Source organism: Actinomadura graeca (assembly GCF_019175365.1).
Lineage (GTDB): Bacteria > Actinomycetota > Actinomycetes > Streptosporangiales > Streptosporangiaceae > Spirillospora > Spirillospora graeca.
In genome coordinates, this window is the sequence record NZ_CP059572.1 from 202,730 (window position 1) to 225,382 (window position 22,653).

General features: G+C 69.2%; 32 protein-coding genes. 10 read left to right on the forward strand and 22 right to left on the reverse strand.

The annotated features are described in order from the left end of the window. Positions 1 to 54 precede the first annotated feature (54 nt). From AGRA3207_RS00960 to AGRA3207_RS00975, 4 genes are all read left to right on the forward strand, one after another. Complete coding sequence (locus AGRA3207_RS00960; protein WP_231332644.1) at positions 55 to 498, forward strand: S9 family peptidase; 444 nt, start codon at positions 55 to 57, stop codon at positions 496 to 498. Next, positions 495 to 1,250 (forward strand): hypothetical protein, encoded by a 756-nt coding sequence (locus tag AGRA3207_RS00965; protein ID WP_231332645.1) that lies wholly within the window; start codon positions 495 to 497, stop codon positions 1,248 to 1,250. Before AGRA3207_RS00960 ends, AGRA3207_RS00965 begins: the two co-directional genes overlap by 4 nt. Next, positions 1,237 to 1,536, forward strand: coding sequence for a hypothetical protein (locus tag AGRA3207_RS00970; RefSeq protein ID WP_231332646.1), 300 nt, complete (start codon positions 1,237 to 1,239; stop codon positions 1,534 to 1,536). Before AGRA3207_RS00965 ends, AGRA3207_RS00970 begins: the two co-directional genes overlap by 14 nt. A gap of 181 nt (positions 1,537 to 1,717) precedes the next feature. Continuing rightward, on the forward strand, positions 1,718 to 2,383 hold the full coding sequence (locus tag AGRA3207_RS00975) for a hypothetical protein (RefSeq protein WP_231332647.1): 666 nt from the start codon (positions 1,718 to 1,720) through the stop codon (positions 2,381 to 2,383). Positions 2,384 to 3,603: 1,220 nt separating this feature from the next. On the opposite strand, the gene AGRA3207_RS00980 is transcribed toward AGRA3207_RS00975, so the two are convergent. The 7 genes from AGRA3207_RS00980 to AGRA3207_RS01010 all read right to left on the reverse strand — a co-directional run bounded on the left by AGRA3207_RS00980 (position 3,604) and on the right by AGRA3207_RS01010 (position 7,185). Further along, the gene (locus AGRA3207_RS00980) at positions 3,604 to 3,816 is read right to left on the reverse strand and encodes an HNH endonuclease signature motif containing protein (RefSeq protein ID WP_231332648.1); all 213 of its coding nucleotides are present in this window, start codon (positions 3,814 to 3,816) and stop codon (positions 3,604 to 3,606) included. Between the two features lie 154 nt (positions 3,817 to 3,970). Then, positions 3,971 to 4,696: a CHAP domain-containing protein gene (locus AGRA3207_RS00985; RefSeq protein WP_231332649.1), complete on the reverse strand. Its 726-nt coding sequence runs from the start codon at positions 4,694 to 4,696 to the stop codon at positions 3,971 to 3,973. A gap of 149 nt (positions 4,697 to 4,845) precedes the next feature. Beyond that, positions 4,846 to 5,034, reverse strand: a complete 189-nt coding sequence (locus AGRA3207_RS00990) for a hypothetical protein (protein ID WP_231332650.1) — start codon at positions 5,032 to 5,034, stop codon at positions 4,846 to 4,848. A 2-nt stretch (positions 5,035 to 5,036) separates the two neighbouring features. Further along, complete coding sequence (locus tag AGRA3207_RS00995) at positions 5,037 to 5,372, reverse strand: hypothetical protein (protein ID WP_231332651.1); 336 nt, start codon at positions 5,370 to 5,372, stop codon at positions 5,037 to 5,039. Between the two features lie 431 nt (positions 5,373 to 5,803). Further along, the gene (locus AGRA3207_RS01000) at positions 5,804 to 6,007 is read right to left on the reverse strand and encodes a hypothetical protein (protein ID WP_231332652.1); all 204 of its coding nucleotides are present in this window, start codon (positions 6,005 to 6,007) and stop codon (positions 5,804 to 5,806) included. Between the two features lie 94 nt (positions 6,008 to 6,101). Beyond that, a complete protein-coding gene (locus tag AGRA3207_RS01005; RefSeq protein ID WP_231332653.1) occupies positions 6,102 to 6,302 on the reverse strand; it encodes a DUF397 domain-containing protein in 201 nt (66 codons plus the stop codon). Next, complete coding sequence (locus tag AGRA3207_RS01010) at positions 6,292 to 7,185, reverse strand: helix-turn-helix domain-containing protein (RefSeq protein WP_231332654.1); 894 nt, start codon at positions 7,183 to 7,185, stop codon at positions 6,292 to 6,294. The genes AGRA3207_RS01005 and AGRA3207_RS01010 overlap by 11 nt, the downstream gene beginning before the upstream one ends. 267 nt (positions 7,186 to 7,452) lie before the next feature. Here AGRA3207_RS01010 and AGRA3207_RS01015 point away from each other — a divergent pair, with 267 nt between their 5' ends. The 5 genes from AGRA3207_RS01015 to AGRA3207_RS01035 all read left to right on the forward strand — a co-directional run bounded on the left by AGRA3207_RS01015 (position 7,453) and on the right by AGRA3207_RS01035 (position 9,565). Further along, positions 7,453 to 7,809 (forward strand): hypothetical protein, encoded by a 357-nt coding sequence (locus AGRA3207_RS01015; RefSeq protein ID WP_231332655.1) that lies wholly within the window; start codon positions 7,453 to 7,455, stop codon positions 7,807 to 7,809. Between the two features lie 97 nt (positions 7,810 to 7,906). After that, complete coding sequence (locus AGRA3207_RS01020; RefSeq protein ID WP_231332656.1) at positions 7,907 to 8,200, forward strand: hypothetical protein; 294 nt, start codon at positions 7,907 to 7,909, stop codon at positions 8,198 to 8,200. A 41-nt stretch (positions 8,201 to 8,241) separates the two neighbouring features. Further along, a complete protein-coding gene (locus tag AGRA3207_RS01025; protein ID WP_231332657.1) occupies positions 8,242 to 8,844 on the forward strand; it encodes a hypothetical protein in 603 nt (200 codons plus the stop codon). Then, positions 8,841 to 9,164, forward strand: coding sequence for a hypothetical protein (locus AGRA3207_RS01030; protein ID WP_231332658.1), 324 nt, complete (start codon positions 8,841 to 8,843; stop codon positions 9,162 to 9,164). The genes AGRA3207_RS01025 and AGRA3207_RS01030 overlap by 4 nt, the downstream gene beginning before the upstream one ends. Then, entirely contained in the window at positions 9,161 to 9,565 is a 405-nt protein-coding gene (locus AGRA3207_RS01035; protein ID WP_231332659.1) for a hypothetical protein, read from the forward strand. Before AGRA3207_RS01030 ends, AGRA3207_RS01035 begins: the two co-directional genes overlap by 4 nt. A 162-nt stretch (positions 9,566 to 9,727) precedes the next feature. Here the strand turns inward: AGRA3207_RS01035 and AGRA3207_RS01040 are convergent, their stop codons facing one another. The 11 genes from AGRA3207_RS01040 to AGRA3207_RS01090 all read right to left on the reverse strand — a co-directional run bounded on the left by AGRA3207_RS01040 (position 9,728) and on the right by AGRA3207_RS01090 (position 18,800). Beyond that, positions 9,728 to 10,261, reverse strand: a complete 534-nt coding sequence (locus AGRA3207_RS01040; protein ID WP_231332660.1) for a hypothetical protein — start codon at positions 10,259 to 10,261, stop codon at positions 9,728 to 9,730. Beyond that, positions 10,258 to 10,656, reverse strand: a complete 399-nt coding sequence (locus tag AGRA3207_RS01045; protein ID WP_231332661.1) for a hypothetical protein — start codon at positions 10,654 to 10,656, stop codon at positions 10,258 to 10,260. Before AGRA3207_RS01045 ends, AGRA3207_RS01040 begins: the two co-directional genes overlap by 4 nt. Positions 10,657 to 10,745: 89 nt before the next feature. After that, complete coding sequence (locus tag AGRA3207_RS01050; RefSeq protein ID WP_231332662.1) at positions 10,746 to 11,738, reverse strand: AAA family ATPase; 993 nt, start codon at positions 11,736 to 11,738, stop codon at positions 10,746 to 10,748. Further along, a complete protein-coding gene (locus AGRA3207_RS01055; protein WP_231332663.1) occupies positions 11,726 to 12,694 on the reverse strand; it encodes a bifunctional DNA primase/polymerase in 969 nt (322 codons plus the stop codon). The genes AGRA3207_RS01050 and AGRA3207_RS01055 overlap by 13 nt, the downstream gene beginning before the upstream one ends. A gap of 8 nt (positions 12,695 to 12,702) precedes the next feature. Then, positions 12,703 to 13,248 (reverse strand): hypothetical protein, encoded by a 546-nt coding sequence (locus tag AGRA3207_RS01060; RefSeq protein ID WP_231332664.1) that lies wholly within the window; start codon positions 13,246 to 13,248, stop codon positions 12,703 to 12,705. Positions 13,249 to 13,259: 11 nt separating this feature from the next. After that, on the reverse strand, positions 13,260 to 14,078 hold the full coding sequence (locus AGRA3207_RS01065; RefSeq protein ID WP_231332665.1) for a DUF6551 family protein: 819 nt from the start codon (positions 14,076 to 14,078) through the stop codon (positions 13,260 to 13,262). Continuing rightward, positions 14,068 to 14,676, reverse strand: coding sequence for a hypothetical protein (locus AGRA3207_RS01070; RefSeq protein WP_231332666.1), 609 nt, complete (start codon positions 14,674 to 14,676; stop codon positions 14,068 to 14,070). The genes AGRA3207_RS01065 and AGRA3207_RS01070 overlap by 11 nt, the downstream gene beginning before the upstream one ends. After that, positions 14,673 to 15,368, reverse strand: a complete 696-nt coding sequence (locus AGRA3207_RS01075; RefSeq protein ID WP_231332667.1) for a PD-(D/E)XK nuclease family protein — start codon at positions 15,366 to 15,368, stop codon at positions 14,673 to 14,675. Before AGRA3207_RS01075 ends, AGRA3207_RS01070 begins: the two co-directional genes overlap by 4 nt. 58 nt (positions 15,369 to 15,426) lie before the next feature. After that, the gene (locus tag AGRA3207_RS01080; protein ID WP_231332668.1) at positions 15,427 to 15,813 is read right to left on the reverse strand and encodes a hypothetical protein; all 387 of its coding nucleotides are present in this window, start codon (positions 15,811 to 15,813) and stop codon (positions 15,427 to 15,429) included. After that, complete coding sequence (locus AGRA3207_RS01085; protein WP_231332669.1) at positions 15,810 to 16,298, reverse strand: hypothetical protein; 489 nt, start codon at positions 16,296 to 16,298, stop codon at positions 15,810 to 15,812. Before AGRA3207_RS01085 ends, AGRA3207_RS01080 begins: the two co-directional genes overlap by 4 nt. A gap of 567 nt (positions 16,299 to 16,865) precedes the next feature. Then, positions 16,866 to 18,800 carry an alpha/beta fold hydrolase gene (locus AGRA3207_RS01090; RefSeq protein WP_231332670.1) on the reverse strand — a complete coding sequence of 645 codons (1,935 nt, stop codon included), beginning with the start codon at positions 18,798 to 18,800 and terminating at the stop codon, positions 16,866 to 16,868. An 80-nt stretch (positions 18,801 to 18,880) separates the two neighbouring features. Here AGRA3207_RS01090 and AGRA3207_RS01095 point away from each other — a divergent pair, with 80 nt between their 5' ends. Next, positions 18,881 to 19,852 carry a helix-turn-helix transcriptional regulator gene (locus AGRA3207_RS01095; protein ID WP_231332671.1) on the forward strand — a complete coding sequence of 324 codons (972 nt, stop codon included), beginning with the start codon at positions 18,881 to 18,883 and terminating at the stop codon, positions 19,850 to 19,852. Here the strand turns inward: AGRA3207_RS01095 and AGRA3207_RS01100 are convergent. The 4 genes from AGRA3207_RS01100 to AGRA3207_RS01115 are packed head-to-tail and all read right to left on the reverse strand — an operon-like array spanning position 19,849 to position 22,578. Beyond that, positions 19,849 to 20,409 carry a GNAT family N-acetyltransferase gene (locus AGRA3207_RS01100; protein ID WP_231332672.1) on the reverse strand — a complete coding sequence of 187 codons (561 nt, stop codon included), beginning with the start codon at positions 20,407 to 20,409 and terminating at the stop codon, positions 19,849 to 19,851. The genes AGRA3207_RS01095 and AGRA3207_RS01100 overlap by 4 nt on opposite strands. A gap of 9 nt (positions 20,410 to 20,418) precedes the next feature. Further along, positions 20,419 to 21,477 (reverse strand): YihY/virulence factor BrkB family protein, encoded by a 1,059-nt coding sequence (locus tag AGRA3207_RS01105; RefSeq protein WP_231332673.1) that lies wholly within the window; start codon positions 21,475 to 21,477, stop codon positions 20,419 to 20,421. A gap of 19 nt (positions 21,478 to 21,496) precedes the next feature. Beyond that, on the reverse strand, positions 21,497 to 22,102 hold the full coding sequence (locus tag AGRA3207_RS01110; protein WP_231332674.1) for a DUF3618 domain-containing protein: 606 nt from the start codon (positions 22,100 to 22,102) through the stop codon (positions 21,497 to 21,499). After that, on the reverse strand, positions 22,099 to 22,578 hold the full coding sequence (locus AGRA3207_RS01115) for a phage holin family protein (protein WP_231332675.1): 480 nt from the start codon (positions 22,576 to 22,578) through the stop codon (positions 22,099 to 22,101). The genes AGRA3207_RS01110 and AGRA3207_RS01115 overlap by 4 nt, the downstream gene beginning before the upstream one ends. Positions 22,579 to 22,653 lie beyond the last annotated feature (75 nt).

A 22,653-nucleotide genomic window follows, 5' to 3' on the forward strand; every position in this document is an offset into this window, starting at 1 on the left:
GGCCGGATGCGACCCCGCCCCGGGCTCAACCTCCCCAAGCAGGAAGGAAAGACCATGCAACACAGACCCGACCACGAGGTCAAGCACGAGGCGCCCGAGCCGAGCGTGGTAGACCTTGAACCAATAGACGTGCTAACGCGCGCCGAGATGCTCGCGCACGGCGACCTGATCGCCGTGCCACGGGACATCGCGTTCCCGGCGGGGTTCCGGGCGCCCGTGGCGGTCACGCGCGCCGCGTGGCTGACCGTGGTCACCCACCCCGACGCGGACCTGATCCCCGCGCCCGACGACATCAACAGGCCGCTGACCGTGCACGAGCGCCAGCAGCTTCACAAGCTGTGCCATCGCGCGGTCTTCACTCTCGCCGTCCAATCCCGGGCCGACCTCCAGGCGCCGGAGATGGAGTTCACCTTCGCCGATCAGCCGCTGTGGCTGCACGTCGGCCCGGACGACGAGGACGAGAAGTGCTTCACGATTATGACGGGGGAAGACCGGTGAGCCCGATCTACCCCGGCGACCGAGTTCGGTACACCTTCGCGTGGAACGACGTGTCCGGCGGCACCGAGGCCGAGTACCTGGGCGAGCGGCAAGGCGAGCCCGGCCTCTTCACGGTGCTGGTCGAGCTGACCGGCGGGCGGCGGGTACGCGTCCCGCTGGCTTGCCTCAAGGCGGTCAACCCGCGACCCAAGCCCAATCCGGCGGGGGATCTTGTCGATCACACCTTGCCTGGCGGAGTCCGGGTTACCGAGGGCCGCGAACCCCGCACGCACGCTCCCTATTGGACGTGGAAAAATCCCGACACCGCAGAGCGATACCGGCTGATCTGGCACCGCCGGGGCGTCCTGATCGAGTACAGAAGTGTCCTGGATGGGCCGGAGATCTCGACCGGCGTGACAATCCCGACCGCGCTGACCCGGCCCCAGGCGCACGACGCGGCCACCGAGTTCTTCCAACGCAAGGCGTCCGACATCGGTGAACCGCCCCACGGGGCGGGCGATGTACACGACTGGCTCACGGGCCTGCCGGAGAAACCGCGCGGCTGGCTTGTCCTGTTCGAGTTCGAGGGCAGCCCGATCGGCGCCTCCGACGTCCTGGTGGCGGTCTGCTACGCGGCTCAGAACCGCCCGCTGGCGGGCGCGGTCGCGCTCTGGAACGCCGGGGCCGTCGAGGTAACAAACCACACCACCCGGAGCGGCCTGCGGACACGCCTGATCCAGCTCAAGGAGGCGTTCCCCAATGAGTGTGAGTGACAGCCGCATTCCCGCGCTGCCCGACCCGTCCCGGGTCGATGACGGCTACGACTGGATGGCCGCGATCGAGGCGGTGAGCTGGAGGGCCATTCCCTCGTGGCGCGGCGAACTGCTCGGCGACTGGCCGTTCGCGGTTGTCGGCATCTACCTCGTGCGCGAGGAGGGCGTGTACGGCGGAATCGCGCTGTGGTTGGAGGGCGGCGACGTCGAGCTGACCACCCACACCACCCGCGAGGACTTCCGCGATCGGCTGGACGAGATCCAGGCGAGGCACCCCGGTGAGTGACCATACGCGGTGCTGGTGCGTGATCCATCACCCGCAGACCCCCGAGGAACGCGCCGAAGTTCACACATCGCTGGCGTTCGCGCGCCGGATCGGTGACCAATCTGGCGTCATCCTCTGCCTCGCCATGCTGCTCGGCCCCTGCCCGGCATGGCCTTCCTCCCCGACCAAGAAGGAGAAGATCGTGAACGAGTTGATTCACGCGCTGGCCGGGGGCGCCGCCCCCGACAAGGCTCTCGAACGGGAGACGCTGCGGATGTACGTCGCCCGCCAGATCACCTGCCCCATCAACAAGACCGTCCTCGACATCAAGCGCGCCGTTCTCATCGAGATCACCGGAGTGACCAGCGACGCTCAGATCATCAGCGCGGAAGCTTGGGATGACCTGGCCACCGAGGTACTTGAACGGTTCGCCGAACTGGGCATCGTCCCGAAGGTCACAGACGCTCGGCTTCTGGACTGGACCACCCGGCCCATGGACTACGAGGAACTCGGCGTCTACCGGGACGTGCTGAACAGGTTCACCGGAGACGAGACGTTCGCGCGGTGGTGCGCCAACCGGTACCCATGGGGCGCGTTCGACCTCGGCCACGAACGCCGCGCGTACGAGCTGCTGCACCGGTTCGCCGATGGTGACGCGGTGCGCCTGCGGTCGCGGTGGGAGGACCTGCCCTGCGGGACCACCGGCCGCACGGTCGGCCGTCCGTACGAGCTGTTCGGCGGTCCGATGTCGCCCGTGCAGTTCATCGAGCTGCCCGACCGCCGCCGTGTGGTCGTGCCGCTTGCCCACCTGGAGGAAGCCGACAGCTCCGAGCCGGAGGCCGGGCCGGAGCCGCCGTCGGTCGCCTAGTCGGCTGTCGGCCCGGCCTCGCCGGTCAGGTCGCGTCGCCTGAGTGCAGCGCGGGCAGTCGGCCGCCCGGTTCACCGCGCGAGCGCATCCCGGGACGCGCGGAAGCAACAGCGGCCGAGATCGGCGGAGATCGCCAGGGACGACGCTGAGCCCTTAGCGGCCCCCCACGGTTACCCGTGGGGGGCCGCCGCCATGTGCGGACGCCCTGCTGGCGCTCAGCGCCACGCGCGGCTAGGAGAAGGGCTGATACCGGAACGAGGTAAGGGCTGCGGCTCCCTGTTCACCGCGTCGACTCCCGGCCGCGCCCGCGCGCTCGCCAGTTCCCCCTCCTCCTGGTCCCCCAGCACCCCCCGTCGGCCCGTCGGCCGCCAGCGATCCGCTGACAAGAGACGAAAGTGGCCAGGCGGGCGCGCCTCCTCACACGAGAACGCTCCCCAGAACTGATCTGAGGGGCGCCAACACGAAGAACGCGGATAGATAGATGCGGAGACGAAGGGCGGCCTCTCCAGAGCCGCTTCTCGCCAACTCTCACTCTTCGCATCTATTTGATTACTTAGATGGAAAGGTTGCAGAGAGTAGTCGAGCACATCTGCAAGACGCACAGAAAGTAGCGAACCACGATTGTCGCATTGGTCCATATCGACTCGCCTAGTGTCCTTTGCCGATCCATCCCGGATGTGCTGCAATGTCGAACGCCGACGGCAGAGGGGGTGTGCATCTGGATGCTTGCGGTTTTCCCGTCTTGCCATGAGGATCCGCGCGGCCGCCGGATCTCCCGGCGATGCGGGTACCGGTCAGCCCACGGATGGCCGGAGATGGGAAGCGATGCCCTCATGGGCGAACGCCCCCCACGGGACACCGACTCTGAGCGCTACTGGCGGATCCGGACGATTCTCGAACTGCTCAAGTTCGGGATCTGGATCACTTGGCAGTGGCTTAGAAGCGGTGGACCGACCCAGCTCCCCTAACGGGGAGGAAGGGCCCCCTGCCCGGTGGGATTTGACGATCAACCGGCAGGGGGCCCTTCTCTGCCGCTGCCCGACCTAGTTGCTCTAAGCCTTAGGTCCGGCAGCGCGCTGACTGTACCTTAATTCGCGTCATCAACAAGCTGCTATGAGCTGCGAAGTTATACGTGCAGCTACCCGACACAGAGGGTTCTGGATGTAGCTCTCAGGTAGGCCCGCCACGCGGGACGGCCCGGTAGGGCCCACGGCGGACGCTCAGCTTCCGCCGTGACGGGTCTCGGCCCACCATCCGCCCGGCTGGTCGCGGGCGGTGCGGGCCGAGTGGCACGGCTTGCACAACGACCGCAGGTTGCCCGGGTCGTAGCCGCGCGGACCGCGCGGCCCCAACCCGTCGATGTGGTCCACCTCGACGGCCAGCTCGCCGCAGCGCCCGCACCACGGGTTTGCCCGCAGGAACCGGTTCCGCACCGTGAACCATCGGGCGTCATAGCCGCGTTCTGCCGAGCTGCCGCGCCATCGTTCGGCGCGTGCCTGGCAGTCGGCGCAGCGGCCGGCGGTTACCCGACTTCCGCAACCCGGTGTGGAGCAGTACGGACGGGGCCGGTACGGCATGGCGCCTCGCTCAGGTGATCGGCGCCGTCCACGTGGCGTTCCACGTTTGCGGCCCCACGATGCCGTCCGCCGCCAGGCCCTTCTCCCGCTGGAAGGCGAGGCACGCCGCGTGTGACCTGGGACCGAACACGCCATCGGCGGCCAGGTTCCAGCCGCGCCGCTTCATCTGCGCCTGCCAGGTCTTGACCGCCGCACCCGTCGAGCCGCTCCGCAGGTACTGACCAGGCCAGGCGGGAGCTTTCCCCGGCCCTGGCCTGCTCGGCGGCGGGGCCCCGCCGCCCGAGTAGGCCGGGTAGCCGTACCCGACGATCGCCGACCGGCGCCGACGCCGCATCACCGCGTCGGAGGTGTTGCCCTCGATCGTCGTGATCGACCCGTCCGCGTGGACCGCCTCGACGATGCCCACGTGGTCGATCGCGCTGATCTTGCCCGAGCCGTCCCAGTCGTAGAACACGATGGCGCCGACCCTCGGCCTGCTGCCCCACCGGTCCCGCGAGCGGAACCAGCTCGCGTGGTACGGCGTGTAGGCATACCCCTTTCCGCCGACCACGGCCTTTTCCTCATGGGCTTGATAGGCGCACCAGGTGAGGAACATGTCGCACCACGGCGCCGTCGGAAAATCCGGGCCGGTCTTGAACTTCTTCTGGTACCAGTCGCCGAACTTGCTCCAGCCGCTCGGCTTTTCGGTGTAGCCGAGCTGACCGCGCGCAGCGGCCAGCATCCCCGCCCTACTCATCGCCGGTGCCTTCCGGGTCGTTCACGGCGCTGCCCGGCTCCTGCGGTAGGCCGTCTTGCGGACCGTCCACCGGAATGGGAACGGCCCCGCTGGGCGGGGCCGTCGGGAGCGGTTCAGGCTGAGTCGGGTCAACGTCGTTGATCAGGTCGTCACTCATCGGGGGGCGCGTCCTCCTTCGGCTTGGCGGGGGGTGTGGACGGCTCGGGGGTGTGGTCAGGTTCGGGGTCGTCGGGGCGTCCGTCGCGCGGTGGCCAGTAGTGACGGACGAACGCGCCGACGAGGATGGTCAGCAGACCGGAGATCAGAGAAATGACCTGGTCGATCTGGTCGGGGCTCATGATCAGCCCGCCTCGTCGATGTCGTGGGTGAACCACAGCGCCGAGGACGCAACGGCACACGCCAGGGCAATGGTGGAGTGCGCGGGCGACAGCCCGGAGTCGGTGAGCGCGCGGGCGGCCATGGCCACGTAGGCGCCCGCGCCGATCAGCAGCCCCCAGCGGCGCAGGTGCCCTAGCGCTCGGCCGAGCAGCCCGACCGGTCCAGCGGCCATCAGCACCAGCAGCGGCACAGCGGCCACCGAGGCGTCCAGAGCGGCACTTGTGACCAGCAACGCGACTGCCCCGCACGCGGCGATGCCGAGCGCGAGCGCGGCCAGGCGCAGCGGGTTGCGGGTCATCAGGACCCCTTTCATGGAGAAGGCCCCGGCGGTCGCCGGGGCCTGAAGCACCCGCGTTGGGTCACGGGGGCCGCCCTTCATCAGGGCATGGAAAGGGCTCGGGCTCCCCGTGATCCGCGGGGAGCCCGAGCCCTTCAGCGGACGCTATGCGCCCGAATCTAGATCCATAATGGTTGCACCTCCGCCCGGCCCGCAAGTCGCGGCACGGTCGCGCTCACAACGCAGCACGTCCGACTCCCGGAACAGGTGGGTCCGGCCTTGCTTGGCGAACGGTCGGAGGTGCCTACGAGCCACCCAGCTCTTTAGGGTGCCCCGGGGAATGCGGTGTACGGCTTCGATCTCCCGCGCGGTGACCAGCCGGTGATGCGCGCTGGGCCGCCGGGCCGGGCCGGGCCGTGCGGACCCGGAGCCGGCACGGCCCGACTTCGCCGTCATCCGCGGTCGCCGCCGCTCAGCCAGAGCCGCCCATCGGGCAGCACGCCGAGCGTCCCGGATCGGTAGGCGTCGAGAAAGATACGGATGACCTCGCTCGCGGTGCGCTGGTCGGCAGCGGCCTTGTCCTGGACTGCCTTCCAGTGGGTCTCGGGGTAGCGGAAGCGTCGAGGGTCGTCGGTGCCGGTAGCGGGCCGTCCCATGTGCGGGTCCTCCTGAGATGCGCATCCCCAGTCTACGGACCGGCGCGAGCACGCGACGGCCCGGCGGGGCGCCCGCCGGGCCACCACGGCGCAATCAGAGGTCCACGTCTCCCGTTCTCACCCACGCGATCAGGTCACCGAAAGCGGCGGGGGTAAGGGCGAGGTGACCTCCCTCAGGTCGCTTGCTGTCTCGGATACCGACGACGTTCGACATCCGCGCCACTTCGACGCACGCTTGTTCGGCGTTGCTTCGGCTGCTCTTTCGCCAGGTGGCGGCAGCGAGGTCAGCCCTCATCGTCGTTCATCTCCCTTGAAATCTGCTGGAGCAGGGTCGTGCTGTCTTCCTCGGACAGGGCGTCGTCCTGGATCTCCGCGAACGCGGCGGCGTAGCGGTCGATCTCGTGGGGTTTCTCCAGGTAGAGCGCCCCGGTGAAGCCTTGCACATACACAGTGGGGGGTTCGTGGCTGCGTCCGTCTCCCCTGACCGGGAACCGCATGAGGATGAACGGCCCGGTGTTGAGTCCTTGGTGTTCGCCAGCCGAATAGGGGAGGACCCGGAGGGAGACGTTGGGGAGGGTGTTCACCTTGGCCAGTCGGTCGAGCTGGGCCGCCATGACCGACGGCCCGCCAACGAGGCGGCGGGCCACGGCTTCGTTCAGAACGGTCCGGAGGGTGGGCGGAGCGACGTGGCGAGTGACCAGGGTTTGCCGCTGGGCTCGCAGTTGAACGCGTCGCTCGATCTCCTCCATCTCAAGATCTGGTCTGCTCTTTCTGAGTAGGGCTCGATGGTAGTCCTCCGTCTGAAACAGGCCAGGCACCAGCTCGGCTGAGTATTCGTCAAGGGTTTTTGTTGCCTCCTCCAGGCCGATGTACAAGTCGAAGCCGTCCGGGATGACGTCACCGTAGGCGTGCCACCATCCTCGCCCCTTCGTTTCCTTGGCGAGCCCCATGAGGGCCTCGGCTAGCTCCGTCGGAGCGCCGTAGACCGAACACATGAGTTGAACGTCATGACTGCGCAGTGACGTTTGCCCGGTCTCGATCCGCCACATCTTCGCCTCGGACCACTCCAAGGCGTCTGCGGCGGCCTTCACCGTGAGCTTGGCAAGATTCCGAAGCGCGCGGAGTTCCCGCCCGAGCTGCCGACGCGGCACCGTCGAGCCCGCTGGGGTCTCTGACATACACATCCCTCATTCCGCGGGGGGCTTTCATTCGATATGAAAGCATCGACCCGCCCGATTCGCAATGCTGTCCTCACCTGCGAAGATTCACAGCGGGGATTCGTCTTGAGAGCTTGCAGACCGAGCATCCAGAGTGCTCTACTCGATTCCACCACGGAGACGGCAAGGAACTCTCCGTGGTGAAAAAGAAGGTCACCAGACCGCGCCCGGTTGGCCTGCTTCGTCCCGATTGGGAATCTGTCCCCCGCACAAGACAGAGGGCTGCGCATGAGCATCGACATTTCCAGACAAGCCCCACCGCCAGCGAATCGGTCCGACGCACCACAGCAAGAGGTGGCGCGATCGTACGACGTGGAAATCACGTGGCTTGAGGCCGTGGTTGAAGCGCTCGAAGCGCTCGGCCAGTTCAACACGTCGATCACGCAGCCGTACGGCAGCGGAGCCCCGTTTCTCCACGTCGTGGGTCACGGAGGGACGCGGCTGGCCGAGACCATCCGCGTCCGACGCGTCACCGAGGACGACTCCGTCCGCGGTGTCTGGTCCTGGGAGGAGGACGTGGCGGGCAAGGGTGACCCGGTGGAAGCGGCGAAGGCGATCCACAGAGTGACCTGCCCGAGGATGTGAGCGGACCATGGGGATGCACGCAAGGCCGTCACGCGCCAGTGCCGAGGGCCGCCGCGTTCCGCCACCTCCGGCCGAGGGGAAGGCAGGGCGGGGTCCCATGACCGCCATCCCGCAGGGCGACCGGCAAACGTTCCTCGTGCTGCTGGCTGAGGCGTTCGCTCCCATGACCGGTCTGCTAACGACGTTCACCGTCATCGGGGGGTTGCTGGCCCTCGTGGTCACCCGCGTGGACGCGCCAAGGCAGACCGTAACAATCGGATGCCACTACAACCAGGACGGCGCGTGGTGGCTCTACAACATCCTCACGGGCAAGCTCATCCGGCCGGCGAACGACTTAAGCGCAGCCGCACACCAGATCAGAAACGACATGGAAAGGGAATCAGCGGCATGACTTCGGCGAACTCTACCTTTCCTCGTAAGCAGCTCGGCAGGGTGGCCATCGTCAACGACCTTACCGTCGATGGCCCGTGGGTCGGGGCGAACAAAGCGGGCAGAATGACCGGTATCCGGCTGTACAGCTTGGCGTATTGGCAGGACCAAGGCATCATCTCCGTCTTCCAGACCTCCGGAGGATCGTCGCGACGGTACCTGGAACCGGAGATGAAGGTGCTCGCCGCGCTCGGAGCGGACGGGCCGCCGACCCTGTATAACGTGCGCGACTACTTGAGGGGACGCACGGGCAACGGCGAAGGCGGGGCCGGTTCGGACGCCAAAGCTGCGAAGAACGCGGAGATGGACACGACCCCGGACCTTGCTGAGCCGGACGTCTCGCAGGGTGCGGAGTTCACGCACACGTTAGCCAGCCTCCTGCGAGGACAGAAGATCGTTGCCGAACGGATCGAATCGCTACGGGTGCGGGCGGACGCGGAGGCAGGCGCTCGCGGCGTGACCATCGAGTGCCGCCGCAGACCGGACGACGCTGACCGCTGGTGGTTCACCTGGGGCGGCGGTGTCTGGATGTGTGAGGCCGACAAGCCGAACGACGCGGTAGTACAGGTCAAGGCGGCGCTGCGCACGGTGGGGCCACCCCGATGACGACGAAGGGCACGGGCCGTGGCCGGGCGGAGCGCTACCCCATGCGGACGCTCGGGCTGGTGGCGGAGGTCAACGGCATCACCTCTGGTCGCTGGATGACTGCTCACTTCGCCGCCCTGCTGTCCGGCGCGGATGCCCGTTCGCTCGGCCGATGGGCGAAGGCTGGCTTCTTGTCCTTTCGACAGGAGAGACCCGGCGGGCCCCTGCGGTACCTCAGACCCGAAATCGAGATCCTCTCCACGCTGCGTCGCGGACAGGATCCCATGACGCTGTACATCGTGCGCCAGTACGTGCGTAGAAGCCGCGGAGAGATCAAGTGAGCAACGGACCCGGCCCGATGGGCTACCAGGCGAGCATCCTCAGCATGAGCAGCGTGGTGGCGATGGCCTACTACGACGAGTTGGAGAACCGCGGCGTCAAGAAGACGCGAGCCGCCCTGATCGCCGCCTACGCGGAAGAAGCAGCTTTCCCGGAACTAGACGACGAGATAGTGATGCGTCCCGCTGACGAGGCTCTGCGTGTCGCGGTCAAGGTGATGGCGAACGCGTTCGACGATGCCATGAACGTTCATGGCATCCCCGCCGAGTTCATTGACTTCGTCGCGGTCACGGTGCGCACGGAGGTCGAACAGGTGGTCGCCACGCACATCGACTACCGCAAGAGGGTCAGCGAGTCGTCCACCGACGTCCCGGGCGAAGAGGGGGAAACCGAGTCCGGCTGACCTCTCAACGAAGCCGCCCGCACGACGAATACGTCCGGCGGGTGTGGGGTCCTGATGCCGCGCCTGCGGGGGGTGGCACCAGGACCCCTACTAGCTCCCGGACAACGCAAGAACTTCGGGTCTTTCCGACCCGAAACCTCAGGCAGGTCCGAGCCAAGTTGCTCAGGCTGCCGGATAGATCTCGGCATAACAGTAGGAGCACCAGCACGGCCCGCCGGTGTCGTAGCGGACCAAACCCCGGGTACCGCACTCGGGGCAGCGGTCTTGGACCTGGATGACCTCAGGTGGATCGAGCCGCTGGCGGGCGGTATCGGTGAGGTGCAACAGCCGCCCCGCCGCCGACGCACCGCCCTCGACAGCCAACGCAACGGCCAGGTTCGCCAGCAGCGTCCGCACGGGCGGGGCGGCGGGGTTGGCTCCCGCCAACCCCGCCCAGGTCCGCACGGTCGCTATCAGCTCCGCGCGCAGATCAAGCAGCGCCTCATGAGCAGGTGATGAAGGTCCGGCGCGCGAGCCGCCGGGGGCATTCATCTCGCGGGGGGGCCGGGCCAGCGTGCGCGGGGTGGCTGCTCGCAATCCGGCGAGTAGTTCGGACAGTCCAGACAGCGTGGCGGCGACCTCGCTGTAGCAGCGCTCGCAGGTGGGAAGTCCGGAGAGAACCGGGGCGCCGGCACGGCAGAACTCGCAGGTGTTCATGGGGTGCCTCCTTTGTGGTGTCCGGCGAGGAACACCCGATCCGCGGGGAACGTGATGGGCACGCCAACCGGTTCGAGCCGGACCGGCGGGCCGGGGGCGACGGCGAACACCTCGCGGCCATCGAGCAGGGCGCGGCGGGCCGCTCCGGCGTCGAGCTGGCGCGCGTCGAGTCGGGACAGCAGTCCGTTGATCCACGCCTCGACGACAGGGGCCGCGCAGTGCGGGCACCGCTCGTTGACGGGGTGGGTGGACAGCAGCGTGGCGGCGAGGTCGCAGTCGGGATGCAGCGGGCGGCCATCGGCGGCGCGCCAGCCGAACGTCTGGAGGTCGCAAGCTCGGCATGGGCCGACTTCACTCCAGCGGGCACGGCTGGCCGTGCGGCCATCTCCGCCCACCGCTCCCACCCCCCCACCCCTAGAGGGGTGGGGAGTGGGCGGGAGTGTGGGAATGCAGTGGGAATCTGGTGGGAGTCTGGGAGTCGGGGTCATGGGCTGCGGCCCCCGATCCACTGGGCGACACGGCCACGGCCGTCCTTCTCCAGGCGGACAAGTCCCTTGCTGGCCAGGCTGTTCAGTGCCCGGTAGAAGGTGGTCTCGGGCAAACCGGTGACCGTGCGCAGCAGCGACACCGCGACGGGCCCGTACTCGGAGAAGTGGGAGTTGAAGTGGGACTGGATGACCTCTTCGGAACCGGTCATTCCCATGCCCCCGTGGGAGTGCTCCACGATGCACGACCCGCTACGTTCGGACAGCTTGAGCGACAGCGGCAGTCCGCGCGGGCCGTCCTTGCGCTTGGTGCGCCCGAGCTTGAACTGAGCGGATTCGGTGGACGCTTCGACCTGCCACACCGAATCGGCTCCGGCCTCCAGCGCGCTTGACCCCCGCACGGTGGTCCGGTCCTTGCCGGTGTGGTGGACCGCCAGCACCGCGCCGGACTCTTCGGCGGTGGCGTGCCGCACCGCGTATAGGGCCTCGATCGCGATGCCCATGTCTCGTGAGCTGTTCTCGTCCGCTCCGGACATGCAGCGGGCCAGGGTGTCGATGACCACCAGCGTGACGCGGTGCTCCCACACGTAGGCGATGACCTCGGCGACGGCGACGGAGTTGGTCAGGTTGACCGGCTTGGGGAACACCAGCAGCCCCTCGGGCAGCGCACACCGCCACGCCGCCGACCATGCCTCCATGCGGGCCGCGAGCCCGTAGGCGCCTTCGGCGGCGATGTAGAGCACTGTGCCGGTGTGCTGGACCGGGCGGCCCTGCCACGGCTTGCCCGACGCGATGCACAGCGACCAGTCGAGCGCGAGGAAGCTCTTGCCCGACGCCCACGGTCCCGCGAGCACGGTGACCGTGCGGCGGTCGATGGTGTCCTCGATGAGCGGTTCGGGGCCGGGCAGCGCCCGCAGTTCGTCCAGGGTGAGGACCTGTTCGGCGAAGCCGCGCCGTGTGGGCTGTGGCGGTGGCGCGATCAGAACCCCCACGTGTCACCGCCGAACTTGGCTAGCGCGGAGGAGATCGCCGCGTCCACTTCGCGGTCGGTGCGCCCGGCCTGGCGGGCAGCGGCCCGCACCTGGACGGCGCTATCGGCGTCGAGCACGCCCCGCGCGGCGAGGCTCGCCGTGACCGTGGTGAGCACGGTGTGCCGTTCGCCCTCGGCTGCGCGTACGAGCTGCTCGCACGCGGCGGCCACCGCGTCGGCGGCGCCGGAGACAGGGACAGGTCGGGAAGGCGGCAGCGGCCGGCGGATTGCCGGAGTTTCCACCCGCAACAGGGTGAACAACCAGGCGGGGAGCGGCTCGATCGTGGACGTGAGGCTGATCCGCCGGTAGGAACGGCCGTTGACCACGCTCCCGGCCGCCAGCACGTAGCCGCCTTCAGCGCGGACATCCACGAGGGGGGCGAGCTTGCTGGCGGAGTTGCGGACACGCAGGCCGGGGGCGAGCCGGTAGTACAGGTGCCAGCCGCCGCGCGGAGTCATCACGGCGTAGGTCCAGGGGAAAGGCTGGTCGTGCTGTTCGGCGATGGCGGCGAAGGCGTCGAGGCCATCGTTGAGGCCCGACACCACCGCGCACCCCTGGCGGGTTTGCCATGCGTGTCGCATCAGCCAGCCCTCGTCCCAGACGTGGCCGGGTTTCGGCATGTCCAGGTCGAGGACCACCAGGTGGCTCGGGCCACAGGCGACCCCAACGTTGTGATCGGGGTGGTCGGTCCAGTGGCGGGTGATGCCGCTGGGATCGTTGGTCGCCGCTCGCACGCCTCGGGTGCACGCGGGCGCCTTGGCGTTGGGCAGGCAGGGGAAGATGTGCCACTGGTTGGTGATGGCGTCGGCGGCGGCCTGACGCGGCGAGGAGGCAGGGCGTTGGTTCAAGGCGTGATCTTCCCTTCGTACGGGGCGAATGCGAAGGGCCGCCCACTGCCGAAGCAGGGGGCGGCCCATCCTGCGGATCAGAAGGGCGGGTCGGCGGGCGGCGCTGAGCCGCCAGCGGGTGGCGGCGCGGCCACCCCCGGATGCCACGTGGTACCCGGGGCCGGTGCGGACGCAGGGGTCGCGCTGGTGGCTGGGGGGGCGGGCGGGGTAGCGGGCGCGGCAGGGGCGGGCGGCGCGGGGACGGAACCGCCGAGGTAGTGCGGGGCGTAGGCGGTGATCCACGCCTTGACGCGCTCGGTGTCGGCGGGGCCGGGGTCCACCAGTTCGAGGGTGTTCTTGCCGTTGACGTTCACGCTGGCGAGCCGCCCGTAGGCGAAACCGAACTGGGCTCGTGCCTTGCACTGCCGCACCAGACGGGTACCGAAGATGCCGCTCTTCTCCCGGCTGCCGTCCCCGTCCAGGACGACCAGGGCGGCGTCTGCCTCGTCGCGGTGCTGCCCCGCGTTGAAGGGGTTGGGTTGGTTCTCCCGGATGGTGATGTCGGTGAAGATCACCAAGCGGCCCACGAGCTCATCGAGGCCGGAACCTCCACCCGGGGGGACGGAGAAAGGATCTGCGCTCATATGGGGACTCCCTAATCCCATTTGTCCAGGCGCCCCGAGCGCTTGGACTTGTTGTAGAGACGGATCACCGTGTCAGCGACCCCGGCGGCGACGGTGCCGCCCTGGAGGTTGCGCACGCCCCGGCCCGCGCCGAGCACGCCGCCCGGCCCGCCGGGATATCCGGCGAGGCGGTCGGCGAGGGACACCGCAGCCACGCGGTGACTGTCGCGCAGGAAGACCAGGCCGATGCCAGCGAGGAGATCGCCGTGTACGGCATCGCGGCGGTGACCCCATGCCCGGGTCACGGTCTGGAGGACCAACGAGACCGCCTCAGCGTTGCCGCTGCGCGCGCCGATCTGGGAGGGGCCGCCCTGGTAGATCTGCTGGAGGCTTGCCACGGCGAGGATGTTGTTGAACGCCTGCCGGTTGGAGATCTCCCAACCGAACGCCTCGGCGATCTCAGTGATGGCAAGGGCGGTCTCGTCGCCTTCGGCGCGCCTGGCCAGGAACAGCGCGAGCGGCTGCACCTTCCTGGCGTCGTTCAGCTTGCGGAACAGGGCGGCTTCTTGGGCGACGGTCAGGCCCTCGTAGACGCGGCACTCCACCGGATCGCCCGCATGGCCTGACCGGCGCATCAGCTCGGCCCTGTGCTGTCCGTCGAGGATCACGCACTGCCCCCCGGCCCGGCGGGACACCGACACGATGCCCAGGGCGTCAGGATCGTAGACGGGCACGTGGCGGTCGACCCACGCGCCGTCGAGGCGGCGTGTGTTGACTTGCTCGTCGACGGTGAGCGCGGAGACGGGCAGGCTTTCCAGTCTCGTGGACTTGACCGGCTGCTCATTCGGCACGGCTGTACTCCTTGAGGGTGAAGGTGAATCGGCGTAGAACCGCCACGGACGCGGAGAGATCACGCCCCCAGGCGGCGGCCTGCTCACGGTCGGTTGCCGGGTCCAGTTCGTAGCCGTCGATGACCTGGCACATGCCGCGCAGGTTGGAAACGAGGTTGGGGACGACCTGGTCGGCGGGTGTTGCGGATGACACTCGGTCCCGGCACCAGGCAGGCCGGTCAGCGTCAAGGGCTTCCTGGGCCGCTGACGCCCCCTGGTGAGGGTGGCCCGTCCGGGGCGTCGATGGCTCCGAACCGCTGAGGACACGGGCGATGGTGGTGCGGCCGACGCCGATCGCCGCCGCGATAGCGCGCGTGCTCATGCCCTCGCCAGCCAGCCACAACACAACGCCGGGCCGCTGCGAGCGGGGAACCCACAACAGCGATGCCTTGAACTCGTTGTCGCAGTACGCGCGCCACGTCCGGTAGCCCAGCACCCGCCAGGCGTCGCCCCGGTAGACGCGGATGAGCAGCGGCCACGGCTCCGCCGCCGCCTGGATCCGATCGGTCAGGGCACGGGCATCGGCTCGGTCGAGTGGTTGGTGTGATCGCTCTGTCACCTGGCTTCCTCCCCATTACCGGGGCAGCCCTGCCCACCGCCCGGCTGATACCAGTCACACCACGCGCACAACCGTGACGGCGTCGCCGCGACGCTCCGCGGTGGCAGTCCTCGCAGAGACCCCAGCCGGTCAACGGCGGCGTCGGCGATGGCCTGATCGAACGGCGCGACCCAGGCGAAGATGTCGCCCAGTCCGCCGTCCACTGGCAGCCATACCAGCGCGACCCGCTCTGGACGCTCGCCACCAGCGGCAAGCCCGGCCCCGTAGGTCTGGAGCTGCGTCACGTAGTTCTGCGGTGCCTTCCCGCTGCGGCGGATGGTGCGAATCTTGTTCTTCTTCGTGGTCTTCCAGTCGATCGCGATGCGCTCGCGCCGGTCGTACAGGTCCGCGGTTCCGCTGACGTTCCGGTAGGTCACCGTGGACTCGACCAGGAACCGGCCGCTTCCGGCGTCCAGGGCGCGGAACAGCTCGGCCTGCCAGGTGTGAATCGCGTTGCCCACCAGCGCCGCCCATGGGTCGGCCTCGAAGTTCAACCGGGGTGTGCCCGACGCGGCATAGGCGAGCTGGCGGTCGCACGCGGTACCCAGCGCCGAGGGGCCGACCCGGTGGGCCAGCGACCGCGACGCGGTGATGCCGCGCTGATAGATCAGCTCGGCCACCCACCGTGCCAGCGCGGCGCCCTGCGGATCCACCGGGAGCTCCTCCAAGGGGACCGGTGAGCCCGCCGGCACCTGGAAGAGGGTGGCGCTCTCAGACGCCATCACCGCACCGCCCCACGTGGTGCAGGACATAGCAGTGCAGCAGCCGTGCGCCGATTTCACCGTCCGTGGCGAAGTACCAGCGGCCCGGGTCGGTGGTGCCCCGGCGCTTGATCCACGCGGCGTACAGGTCGTCCTCAGCGTTGGCTGCCTGGAGGCGCGCGGCGTCCACCGCTGCGGCCAAGTCCAGGCGCCTGGTGTTCTTCACCTGGAGGACCGTGCAGGGCACCCCGCGGATGTCGCCCAGGTCCACCGCGCCGTTCAGGGGGTGGCGGCCGATCCGGGCAGCAACGTCCGGCAGCCACGGCCGAAAATAGTCCCGCAGATAGTGAACGACGGTGCTCTCCGCCCGGGTGCCCTTGTCCCGCGCCGCGCTCACGGCGAACCTTCCACCGGTACGGCGGCGGCCATCTGCGCGAGGATCGCGAGGCACGACCCAAGCCGCCCGTCCTCCAACGCGGCCAGCATGAGCGCCCTCTGCGTATCGGAGTCACGGTTCGCGGCAGCGGCGACCATCCGGGCCGACCAGCGCAGCGGGTAGGGCACCTGTTCGATGTCGAGTTCCCGGCCGTCGGCACCCTGAACGACGACCCCGATCACCTGGTCCGCCGATGATGTGGCGTCGGTAAGCCACGGCGTCGCGGCCCGCTCCGCGAGGTACTCCAGCGACCCCACCAGAGCTTCTGCTCCGAGGGTGCGGCCGAGATCCCGGAGCAGGATCACGGCTACGTCGTCGTCCCCGGCCCTACTTGCCCGCATCACCCCGGCGAGCAGTTCGCCCCACGTCCGCCGCTCGGCGGGCGTGGCCCCCATCCACCGGCTCACCCGTACCCGCCTTTCCAGCCAGCGCACGACGTAGCGCACGCTCGCGGAGTAGCACGGAGCGCTCCGTGACGGGTTGCGCGCGGAGCTGCGACACCAGCCGGTCGATACCGGCCTGAACCTCTTGCGTGATCACCGACCGGTCCCTTCCGGTTCTTGCAGGTGCTACGAGGAGCATGAGAATGGCCGGATATTCGAGCTCTGGGGACCCGGCTGACCTTTGTGGTCAGACTTCGGGTGACGGCGAGATGGCGCGTTCCAGTGGCGAGATAGTTGATCACCCTTAGGTAGCGGGCCACACGACGGGCGAGCGCCGCTGGGGTCAGGTCGTCGGCCTTGAGAAGGGCCGGGAGTAGCGGGGAGTCCCGGAGCCTCACTCCTGGCGAGCATCTGGGCATAGCCGTCCTCTGGTCATGGTGACGAGGATCCGCTCATGGCTCGGCGTCGAGGGCGCGGCGTCGCGGCTCAGATCAGTACTACAGGAACCCTACGACGAAAACGGACGCAGCCTCCCCCCGCTCCGACAGAATTACTTGACCAGAGTCGGGGGGAGTGTCAGTTCGCCAGGCCCATCGTGCCCTCCAAGGGCACGTTTGGCCTGATGCCGTGTCAGTTGGCGTCAGCGAATGTGACTTTTATCCTATTTGAGTCGAACCGGTAGACCTGCCTCTTCAGGCTGTAGGGCTCAACTTCTATCTTGCGATACGCCTCATGAATCATGAGCCGCCTCGACTCATACCCGGCGTTCCAGCGTTCGGTGATCTGCTGCAACGTGCTCGCCCTGATCACCGAAGGGGAGGACATCTCGTCACGCTGGGCGGCCAGCGCCGCGATCTTCGCCTCCAACTCGGCAAGCGACTGCTCTATGCCGGGGGTCGTCGCGAGGACGAGGCGGGAATGACGGCCCCGCAACAAGGCAAGGTTATGATCAAGCTCTCGCACACGGGTCTCGTCCGCGTGGATGACGGTGTCCCGGGCCAGCCGTTCCGGATCGGTCCACCACTCCCAGGCGGCAGCGGTGATCACCGCGTCCAGACTCACCATGTCGATTGACTGGAGGCAGCCGCGCCGCTTGGGAGCGTGCGGGTTGTACGCGCACTTGTAGTAGCTGTGCAGCTTGACCCCCCTGTCCTGCCGCTCCTTACTAACCCCGGTTCCGTTGGCATTGCCCGACATGTGCGACTTGCATCGAGTGCACCGCAGCAGCCCTACGTGTGGCCCAGTTAGCAGGTAGACCTTCTTCGCAGGGCGCCCTCGGGCCTGCGACTCCAGCACCTGCCTCAGCTCCAGGTAGTTCGCCTCGGTCAGGATCGCTTTGCCAGGCAATCGACCGACGAGCTTGCCGTTCTCAAAACGGGCGTACCCGGCGTTGACCGAGCGCAGAAGCACGGCCTTGAGCTTGGAGTGGTTATATTCTCGGCCGCCCTCGAACACGACTTCCGTGCCGTCGCCCGACATGATCTCGGGTGTGACGATCCCCCGATCCGCCCAGTCGTTCACGACGTTCCTCACAAAGCCGTCTGCCCGCACCCGGCGGTCGGCCTCGCGGATCAGCTCCGCCTCGTCCTCGTGATGTTCGTTCTCGTAGACGTCGATGAACCCGAATCGGCGGCGGGTACCGCCGGTGATCTCACCACGCCGCACCTTGCGCCGCATAGCGCGGCGCACGCTGGCCTGGATCATGAGGGCCTGCCGTTCGGCACGCACCAGTTCATCCTGGAAGGCATTGGCGTCCATCTCGTTGGAGAGGTCGTAGACCCTCTCCGTGCTGCTGCTGATGACTCGAAACCCCTTGAGACCGTAGTCGCGCACGATCTTCACCAGCTCGAATCCGATGCCAAGGTCTCGGGAGGCTCGGGACACATCCCAGACGATCAGCCCGCCGCTACGTCCCTCTCGCGCCTTCTCCAGGTATGCCTGCCACCTTGGCCGCTCTTTGGCTCCGAGCGTGGCCTTGCGGTCGCCGTCGTTGAACCGCTCGCCGAGCAGGATGTTAAGCACCTCGGCGCAGTCCAAGTTATCCTCGTGCTGGTCGGCGACCGAGACACCGGACCCTCGCCTGTCGATGCTCACTCGGGTGTATTCGTCGATCGGGAGGGTGGACACGTCATGCTGCCAGCGGATGTCGAGCGCCATCTGCAAGTCTCCATCTGCGCAAAACGCCCTAATTAGGACGTCTAGACCGTATGCGCGTTGCCGCGATTGGCAAAAACGCATCGCCCCGGAGGGCATCGGGCCGCTGTCGACGTAGACGACCCGCGCCACCCGCCCGGGCGCCCGGTCGGCCACGGTCGTCGCCGCCATGTTCCCGCCGCTGTGCGCGACCAGGACCACCTCGTCCAGGCCGCCGTCCTCGATCACGGCGAGGATGTCGGCGGCGTGCGCGTCGACGTCCACCTCCGGCGCCGCCTCGCCCGCCCGCTCGGCGACCCCCCGCAGCGTCACCGCGTGCACCTCGTGCCCCGCCGCCCGCAGGACGGCCGCCACCTCGTCCCAGACCCAGCCGCCGAACCAGTGGCCGGGGACCAGTACGAACGTCGCCATGTCAGCGTCCTTCCTCGTGGTTACGACCCCACGCTACGGTCGATACCGGACAGAAACCGCCCGGATTAAGTGAGTGACCTGTGCCACATCCGTCCCACCCGACCACCCGCGTCCTGACCATGCTGGAACTGCTGCAGGCCAACCACCGCATGGGCGGGGCGGAACTGGCGCGGCGCCTCGGCGTGGACGGGCGGACCGTCCGCCGCTACGCAGCGCGGCTGGAGGACCTCGGCATCCCCGTCGTGGCCGAGCGCGGCCGCCACGGCGGGTACCGGCTCATGCCCGGCTACAAGCTGCCGCCGCTCATGCTCACCGACGACGAGGCGACCGCCGTGGTCCTCGGCCTGCTCGCCGGGCGGCGGATGGGACTGCCCGGCCAGGCCACCGAGAGCGCCCTGGCCAAGGTGCAGCGCGTCCTGCCCGCCTCGCTGCGCGCGCGGGTCCAGGCCCTCCAGGACACCCTCGGGTTCACCCTCGCCGCCCGCGACGCCGCCGCGCCCGCCACCGAGGCGCTGCTGACCCTGGCGGCCGCCGCCAGGGAGGGCCGCCGCGTCCGGCTGCGCTACCGGTCATGGCAGGGCGACGCCACCGAACGCGACTTCGACCCCTACGGCCTGGTGTTCCACTCCGGCCGCTGGTACGCCATGGGCCACGACCACCGCAGCGGCGAGACCCGCACCTTCCGCGTCGACCGCGTGGAGTCCGCCGAACCCGGCACCGGCACCTTCGAGGTCCCCCGCGGCGTCGACCCCGTCCAGCACGTCACCCGCTCACTGGCGGGCGTGCCCTACACCCACGAGGTCCAGGTGCTGCTGGAGACCACCCTGGACGAGGCGCGCCGCCGCGTCCCCGCCTCCACCGCCACGCTCACCGAGACCGGCGGGGGAGTGCTCATGACCACCCGCGCCGAACGGCTGGACGGCATGGCGCGGATGCTGGCCGGGCTCGGCTGGCCGTTCGTCGTCCACCGGCCCGAGGAACTGCGCGGCCACGTCCGCGACCTCGCCCGCTCCCTGCACGAGCAGGCCGCCCGGCGGCCACCGGACGCCTAGTCGCGCCGCTTCCACTCCTCCTGGAGCATCGCGTACACGATCTCGTCGGTCCACTCGCCCTTCACCAGCTCGTTCTGCACCAGATGCGCCTCACGCCGCATCCCGAGCCGCTTGAGCACCCGCGCCGACGCGGCGTTGCGCCCGTCCAGCCGCCCGACCACGCGGTGCAGCCCCAGCCCCTCGAAACCGAGCCGCAGCACCGCCGCGGCGGCCTCGGTGGCGAACCCCTTGCCGTGATAGCCGGGGTTGAGGATGAACCCGATCTCGCCCTGCCGGTGCTCGCGGCTGCGCCACTGGAGGTTGACCTCGCCGATCAGCGCGCCGGTCTTGCGCCACACGACCGCCAGGACCAGCCAGTCGCCCTCCTTCTCCACGGTCGAGGCGCCCATCTTCTGCTGGAGGAAGGACCGCGACTCCTCCAGGTTCCGGGGCTCCCAGTACAGGAAACGCGCCACCTCGGGCAGGGACTGGTAGGCGTAGAGACCGTCCAGGTCGCCCTCACGGAACGGCCGCAGCGTCAGCCGCTCGGTCTCAATGGGATACGTGGGACGCAGCACATGGTGATCCTATTCACGAGGTTCCCTATTGGGCGACCCGTGATTTCCCGGAGACCGGCCCGTCACCGGAATTTCCTTCTCCTGTCGCCCGGCCGCCCCGCCGTCCCTTCCCGTCTCGTCGTCCAGACCGGCCTCGCGGCGCTCCTGCTCGTCGAAGGCGCGGGTGTCGCGGAACTCCACATACGGCTCGCCGCCCGCGCGGCCCGCGGCGATGGCGCGGCTGCGCTCCAGCTCGGCGTTCATCTCCGCGCCCAGCAGGATCGCCAGATTGGTGATCCACAGCCACACCAGGAACACGATCACCCCGGCGAGGCTGCCGTAGGTCTTGTTGTAGGAGGCGAAACCCGCCACGTACAGCGCGAACACCGCCGACGCCACCAGCCACAGCACGATCGCCAGGACCCCGCCCGGCGTGACCCAGCGGAACCCGCGCTTGGCGTTGGGGGAGGCCCAGTACAGCAACGCGAACAGGAAGCTGACGATGATCAGTAGGACCGGCCACTTGGCGATGTTCCACGCGGTGACCGCCGCCGAGCCGAGGCCGAGCAGGTCACCGGCCTTGCGGGCCAGCGGCCCCGACACCACCACCGCGATCGCCGACGCCGACAGCAGCACCAGCGTCACCAGCGTGACGCCGACACGGATCGGCAGGGTCTTCCAGATCGGGCGGCCCTCGGGGATGTCATAGACGACGTTGGACGCGCGCATGAACGCGCCCACGTACCCCGACGCCGACCACACCGCGGCGGCGAGGCCGGCCAGCGCGACCACGCCCGCGCCGCCCCGGTTGCCCTGCAGCTGGGTGAGGGCGCCGACGAGCACGTCCTTCACCGCCCCGGGCGCCAGGCCGCCCAGGTTGTCGATCAGATCCTGCGACACCGAGGTGCCGCCGAGCCCGACCAGCGACACCACCACCAGCATCGCCGGGAAGATCGACAGCACGGAGTAGTAGGTGAGCGCCGCGGCCCAGTCCGAGAGATTGTCGCGCTTGAACTCGACGGCGGCGCGTTTGGCGGCCTGCCCCCACGACAGGGGCGGCAGGTCGGTCGGCGCGGCAGGGGTACTCATGGAGCGTCCTTCCAGGGGGTCAGAAAGGGCGGCGGATCCGCGGCGGCCTCGACCGGAGGCCGCGGCCACGCGCCTTCGCCTTGGCGGCCCGGCCGAAACCGGCCACCCGGCCGGCCTTGGACCTCCGGCCCCGCTTCGCCGCGCGGCCGAGGACGACCACGCGGCCGGCCTTGGACACGGGACCTGGCTTGGACGCGCGGCCGACCTTGGACACGCGACCTGGCTTCGGCCCGCGACCCGCCTTGGACGCGCCCGCGGGCCTGGACAGGCGGCGGAGCGCGGCCGCGCGGTCCGGGCCGGACCCCGCGCCGTGCCGGTGCGCCGCCGCGCGCCGGCGGCGCACCAGCGCCACCGCCAGCGCGAGCAACCCCGCCGACGCGACCACCGCGCCGCCCTTGCGCGCCGTGGCCTTCCCCTGCGGGGACGCCGCGGCGTCCCGGGCCGACGAGGCGGCCTCCCTGGCCCGTGTCCTGGCCTGGGCCGCCTTCTCCCTCGCCACCGCCTTCACGTCCGCCTTGGCGGCGAGCGCCTCCACGGTCTCGCCGAGGTCCTGGCGGGCCCGGTCCACCTCCTGCCTCAGCTCCTCGGTCTCCGAGTCGGCGCCGTGCCTGTCCTGGGTGGTCATCGGTGCGCCCTCTCCTTGATCTCGCTGACCGTCTGGCGTGCCTCGTCCATCGCCATCTCCGGCTTGGGCGGCGTCGCCTGCGAGGTCTGCTTGCGGCCCAGCATCGCCAGCACCCCGGCCACCGCCAGCAGCACCGCGCCGATGATCAGCGCGGACGCCCAGACCGGCAGCACCAGCGCGAGCGCCGCGACCGCCGCCGCGAGCAGCACGCCCACCCCGTACAGGGCGACGAGCCCGGCGCCGCCGAACAGGCCCGCGCCGGTCCCGGCGTGCCGTCCCTTGTCCTTGAGCTCGGCGACGGCCAGCCGCAGCTCGGCGCGCATCAGCTCCGAGGCCTGCTGTGTCGCCTGCTTGACCAGCTCCCCGGCGCCGGCCTGGTCCCGCTGGCCCGGGATCTGCGCGCCGGCGTCCTGCCTGGACGCGCCCGCCGTCCCGGCGCCCGTCGTGCCTTCGTCTGTCGGCCGCACGGTGCTCATACCTCAGGCCCCCTCCACATGCTCGTCACGAAGCCTGCGTGAAGCCGTTCCCCCTGCTCGGGGGCTAAACGTGGG